Below are 20,797 nucleotides of genomic sequence, written 5' to 3'. Positions count from 1 at the left end.
AGATGCGCCAGTCCTCGGCGCATTTATATTTACTGCTGGGTAAGCGTGTTTTGAGGGTTAAAAGTTGATGGCGTTTGTGCGGCAACAGAGGCTTTTAGATTGACCATAAATATTGCAAGTGCAGCAATTACACCCGGGATTGCAATCGCTAAGAAATTCATTTGGTGAGGAAGCTCAAGTGTGAGTAGGGCTCCGGTTAAAACTGGTCCAATAATCGCGCCGATACGGCCAATTCCAGATGCCCAGCCCATGCCAGTTGAACGAAGTGCGGTCGGATAGAACTGCGCAACAAAAGTGTAGAGTAAGATTTGCGAACCAATTGTGGCAGCGCCAGCAATTGCAATCAGGCTATATAAAATAAATTGCGGACTATTAATGCCAAGCAGAATTAAAGCTGCTGATCCCACAATAAACATGATCGTAATAACCGGTTTTAAATGGAATCTGTCTGCTAAAGCACCGCCACCAATTGCACCGACCATGCCGCCAATATTAAGTGCAAACAGGAATAACATGCTTGCACCTAATGAATAGCCAGCTTGAAGCATGAGTTTAGGTAACCAGCTTCCTAAGGCATACACCATGAGTAAGCACATAAAGAAAGCAATCCAGAACATAAATGTGCTGAAGGTACGGCCTTGTTGGAAAAGCGCACGGACAGGTGCATCTGTTGTGGTGCTTTCGTTTAACACCAGTTGTGTACTGGCGTTTACCTGAGTTTGAGGCGCAATTTTACTAACAATACCTTTCGCCTGCTCGCTATGGTTTGATTTCACTAAAAAGGCGAGAGACTCTGGTAAAAACTTCCAGATCAGTGGGAGCAATAACAGGGGAATACCTGCAATTAAAAACATGATTTGCCAGCCCATGTCTTTCACGAGCCATGCACCGAGTAGAGCAGATGTCATGCCGCCAATAGCATAGCCACTAAACATGATTGCGACTAATGTACTGCGGATTTTTTTGGGTGCGTATTCAGTCATAAGCGCGACGACGTTTGGCATAACGCCACCAATCCCAAGACCTGCGATAAAGCGCAAAATAGCAAACTCTGTTGGTCCTTTGGCAAAGGCACCCATAAAGGTAAATCCGCTAAATAAGGTGACACAAATCAGGATGGTTTTTTTTCGCCCTAGTTTGTCTGAAAGTGTGCCGAAAATCATGGCACCAAACATCATCCCGAATAGAGCAGCACTGGCGAGTAAACCAGCTTCTACCGCAGTTAATGACCATTGCTGCATTAACAGAGGAAGAGCAACCCCATAAATAACTAAATCATATCCATCAAAAATAATAATAAGTAAGCACCAGATTAAAACTTTCCAATGAAAAGATGTAAAACTGGCTTTATCAATTAACTCATTAATATTAACCTTGCTCGTATCCATTTTCTTCACCTCCAATTTGTGAAGCATCGCGTTATTTTTTAATAAACTATTTTGTTATTGGATTAGAGTCAAAAACCTAATTGATATATCTTTATGTCTTTAAGGTATTGTGCTTTTATTGATTTAATTATTTGAAAAATATATATTTATTTTTATTGTTTTAGCTAACTTTGTTGTATCTTTAAAATAGGGTTAAATATTGTATTGTGAGAATTTTAAGGATTTTATAGATGTTTTTTTATAGATTTTATTGATAATAATCACTCTTAAAAATATTGCTAAATTTATATTAAAAATTGAGGTGAAAATATAAAAACAAAATACTAAAGTCTATTATTTAATTATTTTAGAGATTCATTTTAAAAATTAAATTTAATCTATATTTAATAAAAATCGCCAAATCAGAATTAGCAAATTATTTGCATCCTGATTTGGCGATTGAGGTTTGATTTTAGTGGGGGCCACTTAGATAAAAAACTTAATGTGTGGTTGGAGTTGAGCGTGGTGTGAGAATGAAATGGGCAATTACACCAATGCAAATACCCCAAAAAACTGAGCTTAATCCTAGAAAATGCATGCCTGATGCTGTGGCTAAAAAGGTAATAAGCGCAGCATCACGTTGATTGTCATTTTTCATGGCAACAGAAATATTGGTCGCAATCGCTCCAAGCAAGGCTAAACCAGCCAGTGCTGCGACCAGTTCTTTAGGAAGTAAGCTAAATAGCATGACAATACTGCCAGCAAATAAGCCTCCTAAAATATAAAAAATTCCGTTGGCAATTCCTGCGATATAGCGTTTTTCTTTCAGTTCATGCGCATCTTTGCCCATACATAAAGCAGCTGTAATTGAGGCAAGCACAATTGTAATACCGCCGACACAGGCAACAGCTAAAGAGGCAATACTAGTGACAGTAATAATGGGTTTGGCTGGGGTGTCGTAACCGCTGAGTTTCATAATTGCCATACCCGGTAAAAACTGACCAGTTAGACTGACTAAAATGAGAGGGACAGCGAGGTTCAGTGTTGAGTTCCATGTCCATTCTGGGCTAATCCACTGCGGGATCGCTAAACTAAAACTCAAATCAACTGGGTTCATTTTGCCTAAAATGAGGCTTAATAAAACTCCGGCAGCTAACACCCAAATCATGGTGTAGCGTGGCATTAAACGCTTGGCAATTAAAAAGACAATGAGCATGCTAAAAACAATAAAAGGCATGCTATCAGACGCAGTAAATAGACCAATACCGAATTGAAAAAGAATACCAGCCATCATGCCCGCAGCGACGTCTTGCGGAATCCACTTGAGTAATTTGTCGAAGTAACCTGTAACGCCAATTAAAAAAATAACGATGGCAGAAGTAATATAGGCGGCTACCGCTTCATTCAACGAGACGTTTGGAAATAAGGTAACTAACAGGGCAGTGCCTGGTGCGGACCACGCGGTTATGACAGGCGTTTTATATTTAATCGAAAGATAAATACCTGAAACGGCAGCACCAATTGAGATTCCCCAAATCCATGACACCATCATGTCGGTGGACACATGAGCACGCTGAGCAGCTTGGAAAAAAATAATCAGTGGGCCTGAGTAAGAAATTAAAACCGCAAGAAAGCCAGCAACTGTTGCTGATATGGACCAGTCATTTTTTAATGTCTTTAACAGGGTTGCCATGTGTGATTGCCTCCATGCAAATCATGTTATTTACCCAATCATGCAAAAAGATCAGGGTTAACCCTGATCTCCACCTCCGACCGAAATAACCGAGCCAGTCATATATGATGCTTCGTCTGATGCAAGAAATAAAATTGCATTGACTTGTTCTTGAATTGTGCCATAACGACCCATAAATGTTCGATCTATGGTTTGATCAACTACTTGCTGCATCCAGTCTTTTTCATTTTGACTTAACGGATTGGCATTTCGTGGCACTTTGCGAGGTGGTGCTTCGGTTCCACCAGTCGCAACGGCATTGACTCGAATTCCGTCTTTGGCATGTTCAAAAGCAAGCGATGCCGTTAAAGCATTTACACCACCTTTAGATGCAGAGTAGGGAATACGGTTAATACCACGGGTTGCAATTGAAGACACATTTACAATCACACCTGCTTGTTTCTTAATCATGGCGGGCAACACAGCGCGGCAACACCATAGAGTTGGAAACAATGAGCGATTTACTTCCTTAATGATCTCTTCTTCAGAAAACTCTTCAAAAGGTTTCATCCAGATCGCGCCGCCTACGTTATTAATCAGGATATCTACCCGGCCATAGTGTTCAATGGCTTTTGCAACTACTGCTTGCGCGCCTGCATAGGTTTCAAGGTCAGCATTAATCGTGACAGCATCCCCACCTGTACGCTGAATTTCTTTGAGAACTTCCTCGACATATTCAGAGCGGTCAGCCATGACGACTTGTCCACCTTCAGCTGCAACTTGTAGTGCTACGCCACGACCAATGCCTTGTGCACTACCCGTAACAATCACGACTTTATTAGTAAATCTTTGACGGTTTGACATAGATAACTTCTCCACCTATTAATTCGCAGAGAATTTTTCAAACAAGAAATTAGCAGGTTTGATATTTTCAGTTTCTAACCAGCCACGTACAGCCTCTACCATTGGTACTGGGCCACATAGATAAACATCGACGTCGCCACCATTTAACCATTCACTTTCAATATGACCAGTCACATAGCCTTTGCGTTCATGGTTACTTTCAGGGTTTGCGACCACAGTGCGGTATTCGAACCATGGGAATTTCGTCTGCAATTCATTAAGTTTATCTAAAGCAACCAAATCAAAGTCATTGGTTACGCCAAAGACTAAACGAACAGGTTGTTCTGAACCTTTTTCTTCAAGCACTTGTAACATCGACATAAATGGGGCAATGCCAGTACCGCCTGCGAGCATAAGCACAGGACGCGCTACATTACGCAAATAGAAGCTACCGAATGGACCGGTAAATGTCATTTTGTCACCAGCTTGAGCATTCTTACTCAAGAATTCACTCATTTTGCCATTCGGTACGTTACGGACCACAAAGCCCGTTAAACGATTGCCCGGTTTTGAGCTAAATGAATATGAACGGGTTTCGCCAGTTTCAGGAATTGCAACGTTAACGTATTGGCCTGCAAGGAAATGAATATCCGGTTGGCCTTCATCAAGTTGAATGTCAAAAGTGATGGTTGAATCTGATAAGTTTTCAACGCGGGCTAAAGTACCTTGGAAACTATGAATTTCTGTTTTACAGACATCTGACGATGCTTGAATCTGGAATACCGCATCGGAAGTTGGGCGACATTGGCAAGCAAGAATATAGCCTTGCTCAGCTTCTTCTGGGGTTAATGCATCTTCAATATAGGTTTCTTCTGGCATGTCATAACTTCCAGACTCGCAAAATGCGCGGCAAGTTCCACATGCACCATCACGGCAATCCAAAGGAATATTAATTTTTTGGCGATAGGCTGCGTCAGATAGGGTTTCGCCTTGAGCTACGTTAATGAAACGTGTAACACCATCTTCAAATTGAAGTGCGATATTGTGGTTTGACATGGCATGTATCCTACAAAATATTTGAAACTTTTACCCTCAGCCAACAGTCCGTTTAACTGAGGGGGTATGTCTTAAAGGTGGTAGATATCAATGACTTGATTGATGTAGTCATTTTTCAAAACGACATACTTGCTCAAGATTTTTGGTTGATCACCTGAAAAATCGATCACATAACGTGACATACCGAAATAGCTATAATTTGTCTTGTAACGGAAACTCAAGGTATTCCAGTTAAAGCGAACAGTAACTTTGTCGCCGTCGCGATCGAGAACTTCAACGTTGGCAATATTGTGGCTTGTGCGTGTGTCTGGCATGGTTGCTGATGAGCGTTCAGTTTTAATACGGAACACACGATCTTCTAAACCTTGACGGTCTGGATAATAAATAAGTGAAATTTCAGATTGAGGGTCTTCAGTTAATCTATCGTCATCATCCCAAGCTGGCATCCAGAATGAAGCTTCTGGCGCATAGCATTCAAGCCAGTCATCCCATTGTTCATCATCTAAAAAACGAGCTTCACGATAGAGAAACTGAGCAATATTTTCTAAAGTTGCTTTGTCTTGAGTACTCATGCTGTTTCTCCCTGATCAGCAATTTCTTTCTCTGATGCAATCGCGTGTTTCATGGTTTGTAACCAATATTGATGTTGGGCCAGATACAGGCCTTCATCTTCAGTTTTGATACCACTTAACATGGGTTTTAAACCAATTTCGTTTGCTGCATCGTCTGGTCCATAAATCCAATGTTTTGAACCACGGCACATATCATTCCATTCAAGTGCAATACCTGCGTAGCCTGCCTGACAAGCGCGGAACTCTTCTAAATCGTCTGGTGTTGCCATGCCTGATGCATTAAAGAAATCTTCATATTGGCGGATACGACGTGCACGAGCTTCAGGTGCTTCGCCTTTAGGTGCGATACAGTAAATGGTGACTTCAGTTCGATTAACCGAAAGTGGGCGAAGTACACGAATTTGCGAACCAAACTGATCCATCAAATAAACATTTGGATAGAGACACAAGTTACGTGAACGCTCAATCATCCATTTCGACATCGCTTCACCGTATTTTTCGGTGTATTCGTCTGCTTTCGGGAAGTTTGGACGGTCTTCTGGGTTTGCCCATTGTGTCCACAGCAACATGTGGCCATTTTCAAAGCCATACGAGCCACCGCCTTGTTTACCCCAAGAACCTGCACTCATCGCACGAATGTTATCAGCAGCTTGAGTTTCTTTACGGTGTTGAGTCGTTGCTGCATAGTTCCAGTGAACAGCAGAAACATGATAACCATCAGCACCATTTTCAGCGGTGAGTTTCCAGTTGCCTTCATACGTATAGGTAGATGAACCACGTAAAACTTCTAAACCATGTTCAGACTGGTCAACAATCATGTCGATGATTTTGGTGGTTTCTCCCAAGAATTCTTCAAGTGAAGGAACATCGGGATTTAAGCTACCAAATAAGAAACCTTTGTAACTCTCGAAGCGAGCCACTTTTTTAAGGTCGTGTGAGCCATCTTGGTTAAAACAGTCAGAATAGCCTGCTTCACTTGGATCTTTAACCTTGAGTAATTTACCTGAGTTGTTAAACGTCCAGCCGTGGAAAGGGCAAGTATACGTTGCTTTATTACCACGCTTGTAACGGCAAAGTTGTGCTCCGCGGTGTGAACACGCATTGATCATGGCATTCAATTCACCGTTACGGTTACGTGCAATAATGACTGGCTGACGACCAATGTAAGTGGTGTAGTAGTCATTATTGTTTGGAATTTGGCTTTCGTGCGCTAAGTAAACCCAATTGCCTTCGAAGATATATTTCATTTCGAGGTCAAAAAGAGCTTCGTCAGTAAACACTGAGCGATGAAGTTTAAATTCACCTGTATCGATATTATCGACAAGTAATTCATCAATACGGTCAAGATGGCTAGTATTGATTACAGGAATACGTGGCATGTCCGTTCTCCGACTTTCCAAAAGTGTGGAAGTCACCAAGGCCTTAGCTACTCTACAAGGTCTTGATATCCTAATATTGTCAATGAAGCGCATGAGTGCGCTGGGTGTTTAACCGTGAATTGATGAAGATGAATCACTGGAAGATTGGCAAGAAGGCTTGTTCACAAAGCAATTCATCACTTCATCGGTTTGTTGCTTGTATATACCTTAAAAGAATGGTTAAACTGTGTCTAAGACTGAATTTGCATTTTTTTATATCTTAAAGGTATGGAAACCTTATGGAACTAAGACATTTACGGTATTTTGTGGCTGTCGTTGAAGAACAGAGCTTTACAAAGGCAGCCGAAAAACTATTTATTGCTCAACCACCTTTGAGTCGACAGATTCAAAATCTGGAAAGCGAGCTTGGCATTCAACTGTTTGAGCGTGGAAGTCGTCCTTTACAAACTACACAAGCAGGGCATTTCTTTTACCAGCACGCCGTTAAACTTTTGTCGAATGCTGAAGAAATAAAAAGTATGACCAAGCGTATTGGTCTCATCGAAAGAAGTATGACCATTGGTTTTGTTGGGTCTTTACTCTATGGTTTGTTACCTCGAATTATTTATTTATTTCGCCAGCAGCAACCCCATCTGAATATTCAGCTCATGGAGTTAAGTACTACTGAACAGCTACAGGCATTAAAAGAAGGACGTATTGATGTCGGTTTTGGACGTTTAAGAATTAGTGATCCTGCTGTAAGACGTATTCTTTTACGTAAAGAGCGTTTAGTAGTGGCTGCACATACCAGCCATCCAATTGCACAGCGCACGGAAGGGGTATATCTAGCTGACTTGATTGATGAAAAGATGTTTATGTATCCCACTTCGCCGAAACCTAATTTTTCGACTCAGCTTTTGAATATTTTTGCTGAGCATAGTTTGGTTCCAAAAAATATGCATGAGATACGAGAGATTCAGTTGGCTTTGGGCTTAGTGGCAGCGGGAGAAGGGATCTGCATTATTCCAGCAAGTGCAGATACCATTCGATTTCCACACTTAAACTATATTCCGATTTTAGATAACGGCGCGGTCAGCCCAATTTTTATTACAGCACGGGCAATGGACCGAAGTGAAGATTTACAGTCACTGTTTGATTGTATTTATCAGGTTTATGACTTAGAAGGGATACCTTATCAACGGACTGTCTTTACACTCGATCAAAACCCGATAGATGATTCAAACGGTATCGATTTTTAAATAAGAGAAGTTCATAGCCTCAAAGGATGAAGCTATGCGTTGATGTGTTTTAGAAAGCCCAAATCAGTTTTAGCCAGCTGGTATGGCCTTCGGGACGATATTCGACTTCGGTTTCTTTTAGAAATTTGGCTTCGATAGACCAGTTTTTATCGGCATATTGAATGCCTGGCCCAATTGCAAAAGCTTGTCCTTTAAACCCAATGTCACTTCCGTTTACTTTGTCATCTGTGGTTTGTTTAAAAGCATAGCCTTCAACTGCAACTTTGAGTTTGGGGTTAATGCGGTAACCTAAGCTATAGTCACCCGCAATGTATTGTCCAGACTTATAGTCGGTCGCGTCGTTACGTGTATTCCAGCTATAAGAAAGTTTAGTTGAAAGATCTAAACCTACTGCGTTGGCATAACTATAGGCAATAATCGGTCGAATGGTGTGATAGTTTTTCCCGAGATTAGCTTCAACTGGATGTGTCGTACTTGGAGTGTCGTATTCTCCTGTCCCGAGCACAGTTTCTAGGGCTGCAATCCAGTGATGATTTCCTTGATGCCAGCCGAGCATACCACCCAAAATCAAGTCTCCGAGACCTTGGTTTGAGTCAGCCATTCCATTTACTTCGAGTCTTAGATCAACCAATGGCTGGGCTGCATAAAACCCGAGTTGTCCATCCATAATTTTTTGATCGGTCATCCAGACCAACCGTGGAACCACGGCGTTGACATCAACATGGAACTGATCGGGATCATTTTGAAACTCTGATGCGTGATAATTTTGATAATAACTGAGTAAGTAGACACCAGCAGGTGGTAGGGCACCCGCCATCATACCTTCGGCACCTAAGGCAAAAGAGTCCGAGCCGTTTTCTGTCGCAAATGCAGAAGGAAGGTAAAGGGTGCTGATTACACCACATATGATTGCAGCAATTTTGTTATTCATAGAATGTCCTATTCTGTGTTGTTTGGCTTGTCACTAAAAAACGTTATTCCTTAACGGTCTTTAAAAACTTAAGTCTGTTTAATCTAAAAATTTGGGATGCAGAACTCCTATGAGCTTTGTATTTTCTTTCTAAATTACAAATACAAAGCTCATTTGAAAAAGCCGAGTGCTTAAAGGTTTATCTTTAAATATGTTTGAATAAAGCTGAACGCGATTGTCCAGCAGCGCCATCTGCTGCACTTAAGAAGCGTTCAGTGTGAATGTCCCTTTCGAATAAGCGACTTTGCATGAGAGTTGAAATTGCCGAGTCGATCATGATGGGTGGGCCGCACAAATAAGCTTTGTGTCCACCACATCGATTTTCAAAGTAATCGGCAACAGCCTCATGCACAAATCCAGTAAATCCAGTCCATTGATCTTCTACTTTTGGTGCATTGAGAGCAGGGATATAACGGAAGTTTGGATAGTCTTTTACGAGTTGTTCAAACAATTCTCGGTTGTACAGCTCTGCCAAGTCTCTTGCTCCTTGGAAGAGGTAAATCGTGCGACTATCTCCAGATTCAAGTAAATCTAAAATCATCGATTGTGGACTTGAAAGACCTGAACCACCTGCAATGAAAATGGCATTTTGATCATCTGACTTGCGTACGAAAAATTGACCATAAGGGCCTGAAATATCAAGCTGATCACCTGTGGCAAGTTGTTCATGTACATAAGTCGTCGCTGCACCGCCTTCAACTTTACGGATATGCAGCTCAACAATGCCGACTTCACTTGGCGAACTGGCAATTGAAAAAGCACGAGTTCCTTCAATATCTGGGAACTGGACATTGATATATTGACCAGCTTGGAATTCGATTGGCCGATCTAGTTGTAGTCGGATTCCTTTAATGGTTGGCGACAGGTCTTTTATTTCAATTACGGTCGCTTGATAGTCTTGAACCAAATGGCCTAAGAAATCTGGGTCTTCATCAACATCGGCTTCAATGACCATATCGGATTGTGGTTTGCAGCAGCAGGCAAGCACCTTATTTTCGTCACGTTCAATATCCATAAGTGCAAATGGCGAGGCTTCACCAACATCATAAAAACCATCGGTGACTTGAACCTTGCAGGTCCCGCAAGTGCCATGACCACAGGCAAAGGGTAACCAAACGCCTTGGCGTAAAGCGGCATCTAAGATGGTTTGATCTTCTTCTACTTCAATCGTTGTCCCGATCGGTTCAATGGTGACTTGATAACTCATGACACACCTCCGAATTAAACGTAGCTGTCGTTATAGCCATTTAATTCTGGCGTAACGAAACGAAGTAATGACTTATGACCAAAACCAAGCTCTGCCAAGCTTTGTGTACTCTCTGGGCTAATTGTTTGGCCATCTAAGGTGTATTGCACTTTTGACCAATCAATTTTGGCAAAATCTGGATGTTGAGCAAAACCACCTGTAATTTGTTGCTCAATCAACTGTCCAAAAGTTTGTTGAGGTGAGGCAAGCATGGCATGTGCCGAGCAAAAAAGGGTGTGATGATCCCAACCCACGTAAAGTAAGAATTGATCGCCATAATTTTTTTGCAGATCGAGCGGTTCAAATTGATAGTTGTTGTGTATCGCGCGAACAGTCATGTTCAATCTCCTTATTTCCGATCAGGCAGCTTGATGACTGCCTGAACAATTCCTTGTGCTTAAGCTGCGTTGCCTTTCCATTTTTTCCAGCGCTGTTGGTCTGGAGAACCTTCAATATCCAGATTGTCGGCACCCACATTCATGCGGTAATAATCACGGAGCATAGTTTCGAGGTCACCGCTACCACAGTTACCTTGTAAAATTTGATTTACAGGTAGCCATGCTTGTATATATTTCTCAGGCTCGCGTTCGAAAATGTCATGACAGCCATCTGAACAGGTGTGGTAGCGTTCGCCTTGGTAGATGCTATGGCGATAACTAAACTGAGTCGGATCATCGCCCATTTCGGTAAAGGTCATTGGAATCTGACAAACCTGACAAAGTTGCGGTAAACCTGCGCTATAGAAGCGTTTACCTTCAGCTTCCATTTTGCGAGCCAACTCCCATTTTGGACGGTAGTATTTATCAAAAGTGTCTGGATATTTAGCCGATAACCAATCCATCTCTTCGTCGGTTGGAATCCATGTATGGAAACCAGCAGCATGACCGAAGTTATAGAAAATCCACCATGCCTGATGTGAGACATGCTCTTTTTCTTTCACAATCACATCGCTATATTTCGGCATGCGAATGCCATAACGGCTTAAATCTTTAAATAGCGCACCGCCTGCTTGTTCAAAATAAACTTCCCACGCTTCTTTCCAAGACATCACTTTGTTTGGCAGCATGTAATCCATCATCATGCCCACAATTGAAAGCAAACGCGTCCCACGCCAGAACCATTTATCAATCCATTCCTGCACAATCGGCACGTTGTCTTCATGTTGTTCGAGCAAGAATTTTACGATTTCCAGACCAAGCGTCATGTGACGCGCTTCATCAGACTGCGCACTAAAACCAAAGGTCACGGTTGCCATATCGCCGTTATAAGCTGCACCCGACATAAACGGAACAAACAGTAAGTTGGTAAGTACATATTCAAAAGCAAAACTAATGGCTAATAAAAATTCGAAAGGGCCAGCAGAACGGGCATCTTCAAAAAATGATTTAGGCACAGACAAATACCAAACGCGGTCATGCATATGCGCCCAGTCCTGAAAACCATCAAAGAACTTGTTGTAATGGCTCATGGCATGAATTTGAGTCTGTACATGACGCAGTTCATCAATCGACTGCATCTGAGAAGCAATACGTGCTCCAATACCACTAAACTGGCGGCCTACATGTGCATAGCCTTGATAAGCTTGATATTCAAGTGGAGTCACCGCCGTTAAAAAAAGTTTGATCGCATTTAAGTAGCGTTCATTGCTGACATTCATCTGACCGTTGTTTTGAGCAAAGGCATCAAAAATGGCATAAAGTTTTTTCTCTTTTTCTGCCTGATATTTCCAGTAAGCATCCATAGTTAAACGGAATGGATCTTCCCATTTAGACCAGTCAGTAATTTTGATGCCTTCAAACTCTTCATAAGGGAAGGCATCTTTACGGTCAGCATAAGAAAAGTCCCAGTCCAGATCACGGGTTAATGCGCAGTAACGATCTTTAGCATTTAGTTTTTTGCTGGTTTCTTTCGTTTGAGTTGTCATGATTGATCATCCTTAAATCTTTGTTAAACAACGTCTATGTTGTGATTAATTCCAATGAAGGCGGAAAGTATCGTCATCTTCTTCGACGTTGCCGCCCAGCGTAATCATGTTGAGTTGTAACGATTGGATGTCCCAATCTTGGCCTAGTTTTTCAGATACGGTTTCGGCTTTAATGACCAAATCAGTTTCACTTTCAATGCGAATCATGGCGGGTAAATACTGAATTGAAGCTTCAGGGTTATCTTCTTCAATCGCTTCGAGGATGTAGCGTGAAGTATCGTTGTCTTGTAACGCGAGATAGACTTTAGACATGTTGCTTCTCCTTAAGCATTTGTAAGTGGTTGTAGGCCGAGTTTTTTTGCGCGATCAATCACAACTTGTTCTGCTTGATCGACTGCATCTGCTGTTAAGGCTGCTGTTGCCCAAGGTGTAAAGGCTGCTTTTACTTGAGCTAAAGACTGGGTGAACCATTCATTTAATAGCTGTTTGTTATGATCGGATTCTGCTGCCGCAGTTTTAATGACGGTGTCTGACCACTTACGTAAATCACCTAAAGTGTCTTTCATAAATTCAGTCAGCATGGCTAAGTCACGAGCATTTTGACTCACTAACCACTCATCAAACTGTTGATAAACAAGCTCGGTCACAAAGCCGTCAATCACAAGATTTTGTAATAAAAAGAGTTTGAAGTAGTCTTGCTCGGTGAGGCTTTCTTCACACAGACGGCGTAAGCCTTGCCATGCAGGATGTTGCATCCAAGCCTGTTTTGCCTGCTGTAGTGAGTCGCCGCTGTTGCCATCTAAAGCTAAGCCAATCCGTGAGATGTACTGCGCAATTCCTAAATGATCCATCGCGGCATAAATACAAGCTTGGGTAAGTACGGTGCCATAACCATAGGCACTGCCAGACATCATGTGTAAGTTTGCAGTTTGTTCAACGTGGCGAAATGGCAATAGGCATTCAATAACCTTGGCTTTGACTTCGTCAGACAAATGCTCTGCAAGCTGACGTTTTTCAAAAAAAGCAAAATTACTTTCGGCTGTGTCCTGTAAACGCGCACGGTGCTGAACATAAGTTCCATAATAGAATTGACGTGGATCTTTAAATGCATACCAGTCTTGCATTTGCAGGGCAGTATGGGTTTTATCATTTAAGGTCTTTTCAGGTTTCCACAAAGGACGATAGTGAAAGTTAGTTTCTGCCTGTACATCAAAACTTACTTCTTGATATCGAGTTGCTGGCTTACTACCAAATCGTCTTTCGATATAGGCGTAGTTCTGGCGAATAGGTTCGACATTTGACGTTTTGATTTCTAAAGTCATGGCTTTATCTCCTTATATTTTTTACATCTGATCATCTTGATCGTTGCTATTACGTTGCGTGCCGACTAAGGTTGCTTCAGTGCCATAGCGCCATTTTTCTTCCTGAGCATCATTAAAAGCTTGCTGTTCTTGGGTCATTTCAACCACTTGATTGGTCTTACAAAAATCCTTAAATGCATGTTTAGGCAAAACCAGTTCCACAAATAGACTTGGGTCGTGAATGGCAAAATCGAACTCAATAAACTCTGCATTTAAGTCGCCAGTGACCCGAATATATTTGGTTAATGCTTCGACTTGAGGTTGCGTCATGCTGTACTCCATCAAGACATGGTCTTGAAATTGATGAATGCTCCTTGCTCTCGCTATAAGCTTTACAAAAGCTATGCCAACTTTATTTTTATAATTAAAAACAATTAATTAAGATTTTTATGGAAAGTAAGGTATTTTAAAAATTCACTATTTCATGAATTTTTTTGAATGGTGAAATAGAGATATTCATGATTTGATGAACAGGGTCGTAAAAATTTCTTTTTAGATTGTTTGAGGCTTTAAATGGAGAGATTTAGAAATACTTTTTTAGTATGAAGTTATGTCTTTAAGGTACTAGGACATTTATCTGGTTCTTCGATAAGATGAGATAAAACCCAAATGTGTTTAATGGATTAAAACAGATCACTCATGGCTCGAGTAAAATACGATACAACGGGACGATACGCAGATCATCCGCAAGAAATTCATGATCTGCTGTCTAAACTGCACTTTGATACTGCCCACGGCCAAATCTGGTTTGATGAATATCGGATGCTGCTTTTACACACCAGCATTATGGGGTATTTGCGTAAAGATTTAGCGCACATGATTGGACTTGAACGAACCAAGCGTTTTTTTATTCGATTGGGGTATCAAGCTGGATTAAAAGATGCAGAAGTTACAACAAAAATGCGTCCCGATTTAAATGAACACGATGCTTTTATGGCGGGTCCACAAATGCATGCGATTCGCGGAATGGTTCAAGTACAGGCCAACCAGCTCAATTTAAGCCACGATAAAAAACAGTTTTATGCCGATTTAAATTGGCTTAACTCTTTTGAAGCCGATGTGCATTTAGAGCATTTTGGTCCAAGTGATGAACCTGCATGCTGGATGCTTCTTGGTTATGCGTGCGGCTACAGTAGTTTTGCGACGGGCATGACCATTATTTATCAAGAAATAGAGTGTAAAGCTTGCGGCCACGAGCATTGCCGTATTATCGGTAAGCCTTTAGAAGAGTGGGAAAATGCTGATGAGCTGATTCAGTTCATGTCTCCCGAACCTATGGAAAAAGAACTGATTGCATTGCAGGCTGAACTGTTTGAATTAAAAAAATCAATTTATAGCGACAGTGAAGCCGATTACCAATTATTTAGTTCTGTGGGTAAGTCAGCATCTTATAAACAGGTCTGTGCATTATTAACAAAAGCAGCAGGTTCGAAAGTTTCTATTTTGCTACAAGGCGAAACAGGGGTTGGTAAAGAAGCTTTTGCACGAGGAGTTCATGAAAATAGCCAAAGAAAAGACCAACCTTTTATTGCGGTAAATTGTGCAGCGATTCCGCCAGAGTTAATTGAGTCTGAGTTATTTGGGGTAGAAAAAGGTGCCTATACGGGGGCACATCAGTCTCGCTTGGGTAAGTTTGAACGAGCCAATGGCGGTACTATTTTTTTAGACGAAGTGATTGAGCTTTCACCTCGTGCACAAGCAGCACTATTACGCATTTTGCAAGAAGGTGAATTTGAGCGAGTAGGAGACTCACAAACTCGTATTTTAGATGTTCGTGTAATTACAGCAACCAATGAAGATCTTGAGCAAGCGGTGAAAACAGGACGATTTCGGGCAGATTTGTATTATCGCTTAAATATTTTTCCAGTTCAGATTCCACCTTTGCGGGAGCGCCGTGAAGATATTCCTTTATTGATTGAACACTTTCTTCATCGCTTTGAAAAAATGTACGGTAAAACCATTCAGGGTGTAAGTGAAAAGACCAAAGTTTTTATGCAGCAATATGAATGGCCGGGCAATATTCGTGAGTTGGAAAATTTATTAGAAAGGGCGGTTTTATTAACGGATGATCAGCAACTGATTAAGTTAAATGCCATTTTCCCACAGATTAAGCATGACCCAGAGCAGGCTGTAGCTGTTGAAACTGACTTTGAAAAATTATTACAACCAGAGTTTAATTTAGAAGAACACGAGAAGCAGTTAATTTTAACGGCTTTAAAAAAGGCAAATCATAATGTGTCAGAAGCGGCACGTTTATTAGGGCTAACTCGGGCAGCACTGGATTATCGAATTAAAAAATTTCAGCTTTGAGTCAATATCAACAAGCTCAAAAATAAAGGCCTAACTTTAAATGTTAGGCCTTATTCATTATTGCACTTGAGCTGGGAAACCATCTTCTTCAAGTGCTTCGGTAATTTTATCGACGCTTTCACTGCTTTCAACAGTCACGATTTTGGTGGCTAAGTCTACATCTACTTTTGCATTTGGATCGACATCTTGAATCGTTGCAGTCACGCCACGAGCGCAGCCACCACAAGTCATATTTTCAATAAGTAGTTTCATATTCATACTCCATCAAGAATGAGATGTTTGTTTGGATAACACTGAGTCTAAACCTTGTCATGATTGTAAGGTCAAGACCAAATTTTTAAAAAAATATGCTTGACCTTCCCATGATGGGAATCTGTATGCTCAATACAGAATATTAAATTTTGCAGATTTGCAGAGGTGTTTGATGGACTCAAAAACCACAAAATTGCCAGCATATAGTGAAACACTTCCAATCGAAGGCATGACCTGTGCCTCGTGTGTAGGTCGTGTCGAAAAAGCTCTTAAAAAAGTTGAAAATATAGAGATTGCCAATGTTAATTTGGCAACAGAAAAAGCGGTTGTTTATTCAAATCAACCAATCCAGCGCGAAGCACTGGTTAAAGCAGTTGAACGAGCAGGTTATGATGTTCCCAAAGCTGCGCCAGTTGAGTTGTCTATTGAGGGCATGACCTGTGCATCTTGTGTTGCACGTGTAGAAAAAGCCCTTAAAAAAGTAGACGGTGTTCAACAAGCTACGGTCAACTTAGCAACAGAGCAGGCTTGGGTACAAGCAGATGCATCAGTTAATGTTGAAGACTTAATTCGCGCTGTTAAAAAAGCAGGTTACGACGCTAAAGCATCTGAAAAAAATCAAGATGAGCAACTCGATAAAAAAGCGTCAGAGTTAGATCAGCTAAAAAAAGATTTGATCATTTCGATTGTGTTGGCCTTACCTGTGTTTATTTTGGAAATGGGTTCACATCTCATTCCAGCTTTTCACATGTGGATCATGGACACGATTGGTCAATACAATAGCTGGCTTTTACAGTTTGCTTTGACCACATTAGTGCTCGTTTTTCCAGGTCGCCGTTTTTACCAAAAAGGGATTCCAGCCCTGTGGCGTTTGGCACCAGATATGAACTCGCTAGTGGCAGTTGGAACCTTGGCTGCCTACAGTTTCTCGGTCGTAGCAACCTTTATGCCGCATGTGTTACCACAAGGCACGGTCAATGTTTACTTTGAAGCGGCTGCCGTTATTGTCAGTTTAATTTTACTCGGACGTTATTTTGAAGCCAAAGCTAAAGGACGTACTTCGCAAGCGATTCAACATTTGGTAGGAATGCAGCCTAAAACAGCTCGTATTCAACGTGACGGTCAAGTGGTTGAAGTTGCTGTTGCTGAAGTGGTCAGTGGAACTATCGTAGAAATTCGTCCGGGTGAACGTGTGCCAGTCGATGGTGAAGTGGTTGAAGGGCACAGCTATATTGATGAATCTATGATTACGGGTGAACCAGTTCCTGTTGAAAAAGTAGTGGGACAGCAGGTGGTTGGAGGCACGCTCAATCAAAACGGAACACTGAACATTCGGGCAACCGCAGTGGGTAGCTCGTCTGTACTTTCACAAATTATTCGTATGGTTGAACAAGCCCAAGGTTCTAAACTTCCGATTCAGGGTTTGGTCGATAAAGTCACTATGTGGTTTGTACCTGTAGTGATGTTAATTGCTGCAATTACTTTCTTGGTTTGGTTTATTTTTGGGCCAGAACCTGCGCTGACTTTTGGTTTAGTGAATGCCGTTGCAGTACTGATTATTGCGTGTCCTTGCGCGATGGGACTTGCAACACCAACTTCTATTATGGTTGGTACTGGACGTGGTGCTGAGTTAGGTGTCTTGTTCCGTAAAGGTGAAGCTTTGCAGCTTTTACAAGAAGCGCAAGTAGTTGCAGTTGATAAAACGGGCACACTCACTGAAGGCAAACCGACACTGACTGATTTTAATGTGCAATCAGGTTTTGAGCGGGAACAAGTGCTGACTTTAGTTGCTTCAGTCGAAGCTAAGTCTGAACATCCAATTGCTCTCGCAATTGTTCAAGCAGCAGAAAGTGAAGGCTTAAACTTATTACCAGTAACAGCATTTAACTCGATTACAGGTTCAGGTATTGAAGCAGAAGTTTCAGGCCAAAAAGTACAAATTGGCGCAGACCGTTATATGCACCAACTTGGTTTAGACACCAACTCTTTCCAAGCGATTGCTGCTCAGTTAGGTGAAGAAGGCAAAACCCCGCTATACGTTGCTATTGATCAAAAACTTGCGGCAATTATTGCTGTGGCAGACCCAATTAAAGAAACAACCTATGCTGCGATTGAGGCCTTGCATCAATTAGGTCTCAAGGTTGCTATGATTACAGGAGACAACCGTCATACGGCGCAAGCAATTGCCAAAAAGCTGAACATTGATGAAGTTGTGGCAGAGGTTTTACCCGAAGGCAAAGTGGACACAGTTCGCCAACTGCAAAAACAATATGGTCGTTTGGCCTTTGTAGGTGATGGCATTAACGATGCACCAGCCTTGGCGCAAGCAGATGTCGGTTTAGCCATTGGTACAGGCACAGATGTTGCCATTGAAGCTGCAGATGTGGTGCTGATGTCAGGTAGTTTAAAAGGCGTGCCGAATGCAATTGCATTAAGTAAAGCCACCATGCGGAACATACGTCAAAACCTGTTCTGGGCATTTGTATATAACGTAGCCCTAATTCCAATTGCAGCAGGTGCGCTATATCCAGCATTTGGCGTTTTACTCTCGCCAATGTTTGCAGCAGGTGCAATGGCACTTTCTTCGATTTTTGTTTTAGGTAATGCATTACGCTTAAAACGCTTTCATGCGACAGTAGAGTAAGCGTGCTGAAAATCAACTTTTGGTTTAAGATCATGACAGCAGATCTTAAACCAAATTTAGTATTTGAGGTGTGAGATGAATATCGGTCAGGCATCCAAACATTCGGGCATTTCGGCGAAAATGATTCGCTACTATGAAGAAATCGGTTTACTTGAAGCAGCTCAGCGTTCTGCTTCAGGCTATCGCATTTATTCAGAAACAGACCTTAAAACTTTAAACTTTTTAAAACATGCCCGAGAGTTAGGTTTTTCATCTGAACAGATGAAAGAACTCATTTCGCTTTGGAAAAATACTGATCGGCATAGTGCAGAGGTGAAAGCCTTAACCGTCAAACACATTGCCGAATTAAAGCAAAAAATTGCACACCTACAAGAAATGGTTAATATTTTACAGGCTTCTGCCGATGATTGCTGTGGCGACCAAAAGGCTTCTTGTGCCATTTTAGATCATATTGAAAAAGGGGTGGGTGTAAGCTAAATCCCATAAAAATAAAAAGGTAAAATCATGATTTATACAGCTTCTTGTCTTTGTAATGGTGTTCAACTCAGCATTAATGCTGAATTAAATCCCATTATGGTTTGTCATTGTAAGCAATGCCAAAAAGCACAAGGGGCTGCTTTTGCTGCCATCACTCAAGTACAAAAAAGCGATTTAGAGATTGTACAGGGTGAAAATCTTTTGCAAGCGTATTTTGCTTCTCCAAACAAAAAGAGAGTGTTCTGTAAAACTTGCGGTTCACCGATCTGGAGTGAACGTCTAGATAAGCCAGAAGTGGTACGCCTGAGGGTCGGACTTATTAATGAAGAAATATCGACGCCAGTCATCTCTCATGCTTTTGTCAATTCACAAGTGAAGTGGTATCCAATTTGTGATGACGCTCGCCAATATCCAAATGGGGTAGAAAACCCTTAAATATTAAGGTTAGATCGTATTTTGTTCATTTGTAAAAAAACGTGAACAAGACTAGTCATGAATAAATAATGTGCTATAACTGTACCTAAGGTAATCGTAATATCTCCTCGATCCACAGGGAAACTTGGGACAGGGCAAAAGATACGATAAGACCTTACATATAGCTAGCAAAGAGCAAACAAGAGTTGGATAGACACAACGCTTACATTGCTCACCGTTGCAGAAAAGCCCGTGAAACGGGCTTTTTTACAGGCATTAAAAAAGCCCGTGAAACGGGCTTTTTTAATGCCTGTAAAAAAGCTATTTCTTATTTGGAAATATCTTATACTTTTAAACTATTTATGAAAAATTAATGTAAAAATAATAAAATATTTCAAATATACAGACTTTTCTGTATTGCAATTTATTTTTATTAAGGGTACATTTGGTTAACGGTTTAAAGTTCAAGTTTAATAATGAACTCATGGTCGTTGTGGGAGATCTAAGAGCCTGCATTTTCCCCAAGATGCGGGTTTTTTTTATGCCTGTAAAAAAGTAAAAATTGTAATCAGCTTAAATAAAAAATATCTAATTTACTGTTATCTAAAATATTTTAATTAGCCTACGATCTAAAGATTGCGTAGGCTTAAAGTTGTGAATACCACTTAGGAACGATATGCCAGACAAGCTTGTGCGCAAGCAAGACATGCTTTAGCACAAACTTGGCAGTGTTCATGGTCATGTTTACTGCATTCTGCTGCACAAAGTTGACAAGCGTTCGCACAAAGTTGCATAGCTGATTCTGCTAGCTCAGAGTTTCTGAGTTCTAAAGACGTACAAAGTTGGCAGGTTTCTACACATGTCATGCAATGCTTAATACATTCACGCATCATACTTACATGTTCTTCTTGCAAACATGCTGCTGCACATGTTTTGCAGGCAATCATACATTCAATACATGCTTGAATTGAGGTAGAAGCATTACAAAATAAAGAAGAGTTGGTTTCTTGTTGAGTTTCCATAAAAGTTCTCCTGTCGAAGACTATTATTAAAAAACAGAATATTGTTATCT

19 protein-coding genes and 2 pseudogenes are annotated in these 20,797 nt (G+C 41.1%); 6 read left to right on the top strand and 15 right to left on the bottom strand.

All coding sequences use genetic code 11. The annotated features are described in order from the left end of the window. Positions 1–29: 29 nt before the first annotated feature. From RMB06_RS16615 to benA, 6 genes and pseudogenes are all read right to left on the bottom strand, one after another. Entirely contained in the window at positions 30–1,388 is a 1,359-nt protein-coding gene (locus tag RMB06_RS16615) for an aromatic acid/H+ symport family MFS transporter (protein ID WP_311080396.1), read from the bottom strand. Between the two features lie 478 nt (positions 1,389–1,866). Then, complete coding sequence (gene benE / locus RMB06_RS16610; protein ID WP_311080394.1) at positions 1,867–3,060, bottom strand: benzoate/H(+) symporter BenE; 1,194 nt, start codon at positions 3,058–3,060, stop codon at positions 1,867–1,869. A 57-nt stretch (positions 3,061–3,117) separates the two neighbouring features. Then, complete coding sequence (locus RMB06_RS16605) at positions 3,118–3,903, bottom strand: 1,6-dihydroxycyclohexa-2,4-diene-1-carboxylate dehydrogenase (RefSeq protein WP_311080392.1); 786 nt, start codon at positions 3,901–3,903, stop codon at positions 3,118–3,120. Between the two features lie 18 nt (positions 3,904–3,921). Then, complete coding sequence (gene benC, locus RMB06_RS16600) at positions 3,922–4,938, bottom strand: benzoate 1,2-dioxygenase electron transfer component BenC (RefSeq protein ID WP_311080390.1); 1,017 nt, start codon at positions 4,936–4,938, stop codon at positions 3,922–3,924. 52 nt (positions 4,939–4,990) lie between these two features. Continuing rightward, positions 4,991–5,510: pseudogene (gene benB, locus RMB06_RS16595) on the bottom strand (benzoate 1,2-dioxygenase small subunit). Beyond that, positions 5,507–6,889, bottom strand: a complete 1,383-nt coding sequence (benA, locus tag RMB06_RS16590; protein WP_068563719.1) for a benzoate 1,2-dioxygenase large subunit — start codon at positions 6,887–6,889, stop codon at positions 5,507–5,509. Before benA ends, benB begins: the two are co-directional and overlap by 4 nt. A gap of 104 nt (positions 6,890–6,993) precedes the next feature. On the opposite strand from benA, the pseudogene RMB06_RS16585 reads away from it, so the two are divergent. Further along, positions 6,994–7,123 (top strand): annotated as a pseudogene (locus RMB06_RS16585) (hypothetical protein). 44 nt (positions 7,124–7,167) lie between these two features. Next, positions 7,168–8,127 (top strand): LysR family transcriptional regulator, encoded by a 960-nt coding sequence (locus RMB06_RS16580; RefSeq protein WP_017386346.1) that lies wholly within the window; start codon positions 7,168–7,170, stop codon positions 8,125–8,127. A 49-nt stretch (positions 8,128–8,176) separates the two neighbouring features. Here RMB06_RS16580 and RMB06_RS16575 read toward each other — a convergent pair whose 3' ends face one another. The 7 genes from RMB06_RS16575 to RMB06_RS16545 all read right to left on the bottom strand — a co-directional run bounded on the left by RMB06_RS16575 (position 8,177) and on the right by RMB06_RS16545 (position 13,898). After that, complete coding sequence (locus RMB06_RS16575; RefSeq protein ID WP_311080388.1) at positions 8,177–9,058, bottom strand: transporter; 882 nt, start codon at positions 9,056–9,058, stop codon at positions 8,177–8,179. A gap of 184 nt (positions 9,059–9,242) precedes the next feature. Next, a complete protein-coding gene (locus RMB06_RS16570; protein ID WP_311080386.1) occupies positions 9,243–10,304 on the bottom strand; it encodes a phenol 2-monooxygenase domain-containing protein in 1,062 nt (353 codons plus the stop codon). Between the two features lie 14 nt (positions 10,305–10,318). Then, positions 10,319–10,681: a phenol hydroxylase subunit P4 gene (locus RMB06_RS16565; RefSeq protein ID WP_057062320.1), complete on the bottom strand. Its 363-nt coding sequence runs from the start codon at positions 10,679–10,681 to the stop codon at positions 10,319–10,321. A 59-nt stretch (positions 10,682–10,740) separates the two neighbouring features. Further along, positions 10,741–12,267: an aromatic/alkene/methane monooxygenase hydroxylase/oxygenase subunit alpha gene (locus RMB06_RS16560; protein ID WP_311080383.1), complete on the bottom strand. Its 1,527-nt coding sequence runs from the start codon at positions 12,265–12,267 to the stop codon at positions 10,741–10,743. A 45-nt stretch (positions 12,268–12,312) separates the two neighbouring features. After that, positions 12,313–12,579, bottom strand: coding sequence for an MmoB/DmpM family protein (locus RMB06_RS16555; protein WP_000049450.1), 267 nt, complete (start codon positions 12,577–12,579; stop codon positions 12,313–12,315). An 11-nt stretch (positions 12,580–12,590) separates the two neighbouring features. Further along, complete coding sequence (locus RMB06_RS16550) at positions 12,591–13,589, bottom strand: aromatic/alkene monooxygenase hydroxylase subunit beta (RefSeq protein ID WP_311080382.1); 999 nt, start codon at positions 13,587–13,589, stop codon at positions 12,591–12,593. Between the two features lie 21 nt (positions 13,590–13,610). Further along, a complete protein-coding gene (locus RMB06_RS16545) occupies positions 13,611–13,898 on the bottom strand; it encodes a phenol 2-monooxygenase (protein ID WP_014206219.1) in 288 nt (95 codons plus the stop codon). 369 nt (positions 13,899–14,267) lie between these two features. Between RMB06_RS16545 and mobR the strand changes: the two genes are divergently transcribed. Further along, positions 14,268–15,938, top strand: a complete 1,671-nt coding sequence (gene mobR / locus RMB06_RS16535; RefSeq protein WP_311080379.1) for a phenol degradation transcriptional regulator MobR — start codon at positions 14,268–14,270, stop codon at positions 15,936–15,938. A 57-nt stretch (positions 15,939–15,995) separates the two neighbouring features. On the opposite strand, the gene RMB06_RS16530 is transcribed toward mobR, so the two are convergent. Then, the gene (locus RMB06_RS16530) at positions 15,996–16,196 is read right to left on the bottom strand and encodes a heavy-metal-associated domain-containing protein (RefSeq protein ID WP_079748319.1); all 201 of its coding nucleotides are present in this window, start codon (positions 16,194–16,196) and stop codon (positions 15,996–15,998) included. A gap of 166 nt (positions 16,197–16,362) precedes the next feature. Here RMB06_RS16530 and RMB06_RS16525 point away from each other — a divergent pair, with 166 nt between their 5' ends. The 3 genes from RMB06_RS16525 to RMB06_RS16515 all read left to right on the top strand — a co-directional run bounded on the left by RMB06_RS16525 (position 16,363) and on the right by RMB06_RS16515 (position 19,746). Next, positions 16,363–18,834 carry a heavy metal translocating P-type ATPase gene (locus tag RMB06_RS16525; RefSeq protein WP_311080376.1) on the top strand — a complete coding sequence of 824 codons (2,472 nt, stop codon included), beginning with the start codon at positions 16,363–16,365 and terminating at the stop codon, positions 18,832–18,834. Between the two features lie 75 nt (positions 18,835–18,909). Further along, positions 18,910–19,311, top strand: a complete 402-nt coding sequence (cueR, locus tag RMB06_RS16520) for a Cu(I)-responsive transcriptional regulator (protein ID WP_017399425.1) — start codon at positions 18,910–18,912, stop codon at positions 19,309–19,311. Positions 19,312–19,338: 27 nt separating this feature from the next. Then, entirely contained in the window at positions 19,339–19,746 is a 408-nt protein-coding gene (locus RMB06_RS16515) for a GFA family protein (RefSeq protein WP_005076906.1), read from the top strand. A 644-nt stretch (positions 19,747–20,390) separates the two neighbouring features. Here the strand turns inward: RMB06_RS16515 and RMB06_RS16510 are convergent. Next, positions 20,391–20,747 carry a four-helix bundle copper-binding protein gene (locus RMB06_RS16510; protein WP_063098449.1) on the bottom strand — a complete coding sequence of 119 codons (357 nt, stop codon included), beginning with the start codon at positions 20,745–20,747 and terminating at the stop codon, positions 20,391–20,393. Between the last annotated feature and the right edge of the window lie 50 nt (positions 20,748–20,797).

Source organism: Acinetobacter sp. V104_13 (genome assembly GCF_031798995.1).
GTDB lineage: Bacteria > Pseudomonadota > Gammaproteobacteria > Pseudomonadales > Moraxellaceae > Acinetobacter > Acinetobacter pittii.
This window is presented reverse-complemented; position numbering and strand designations above follow the sequence as displayed.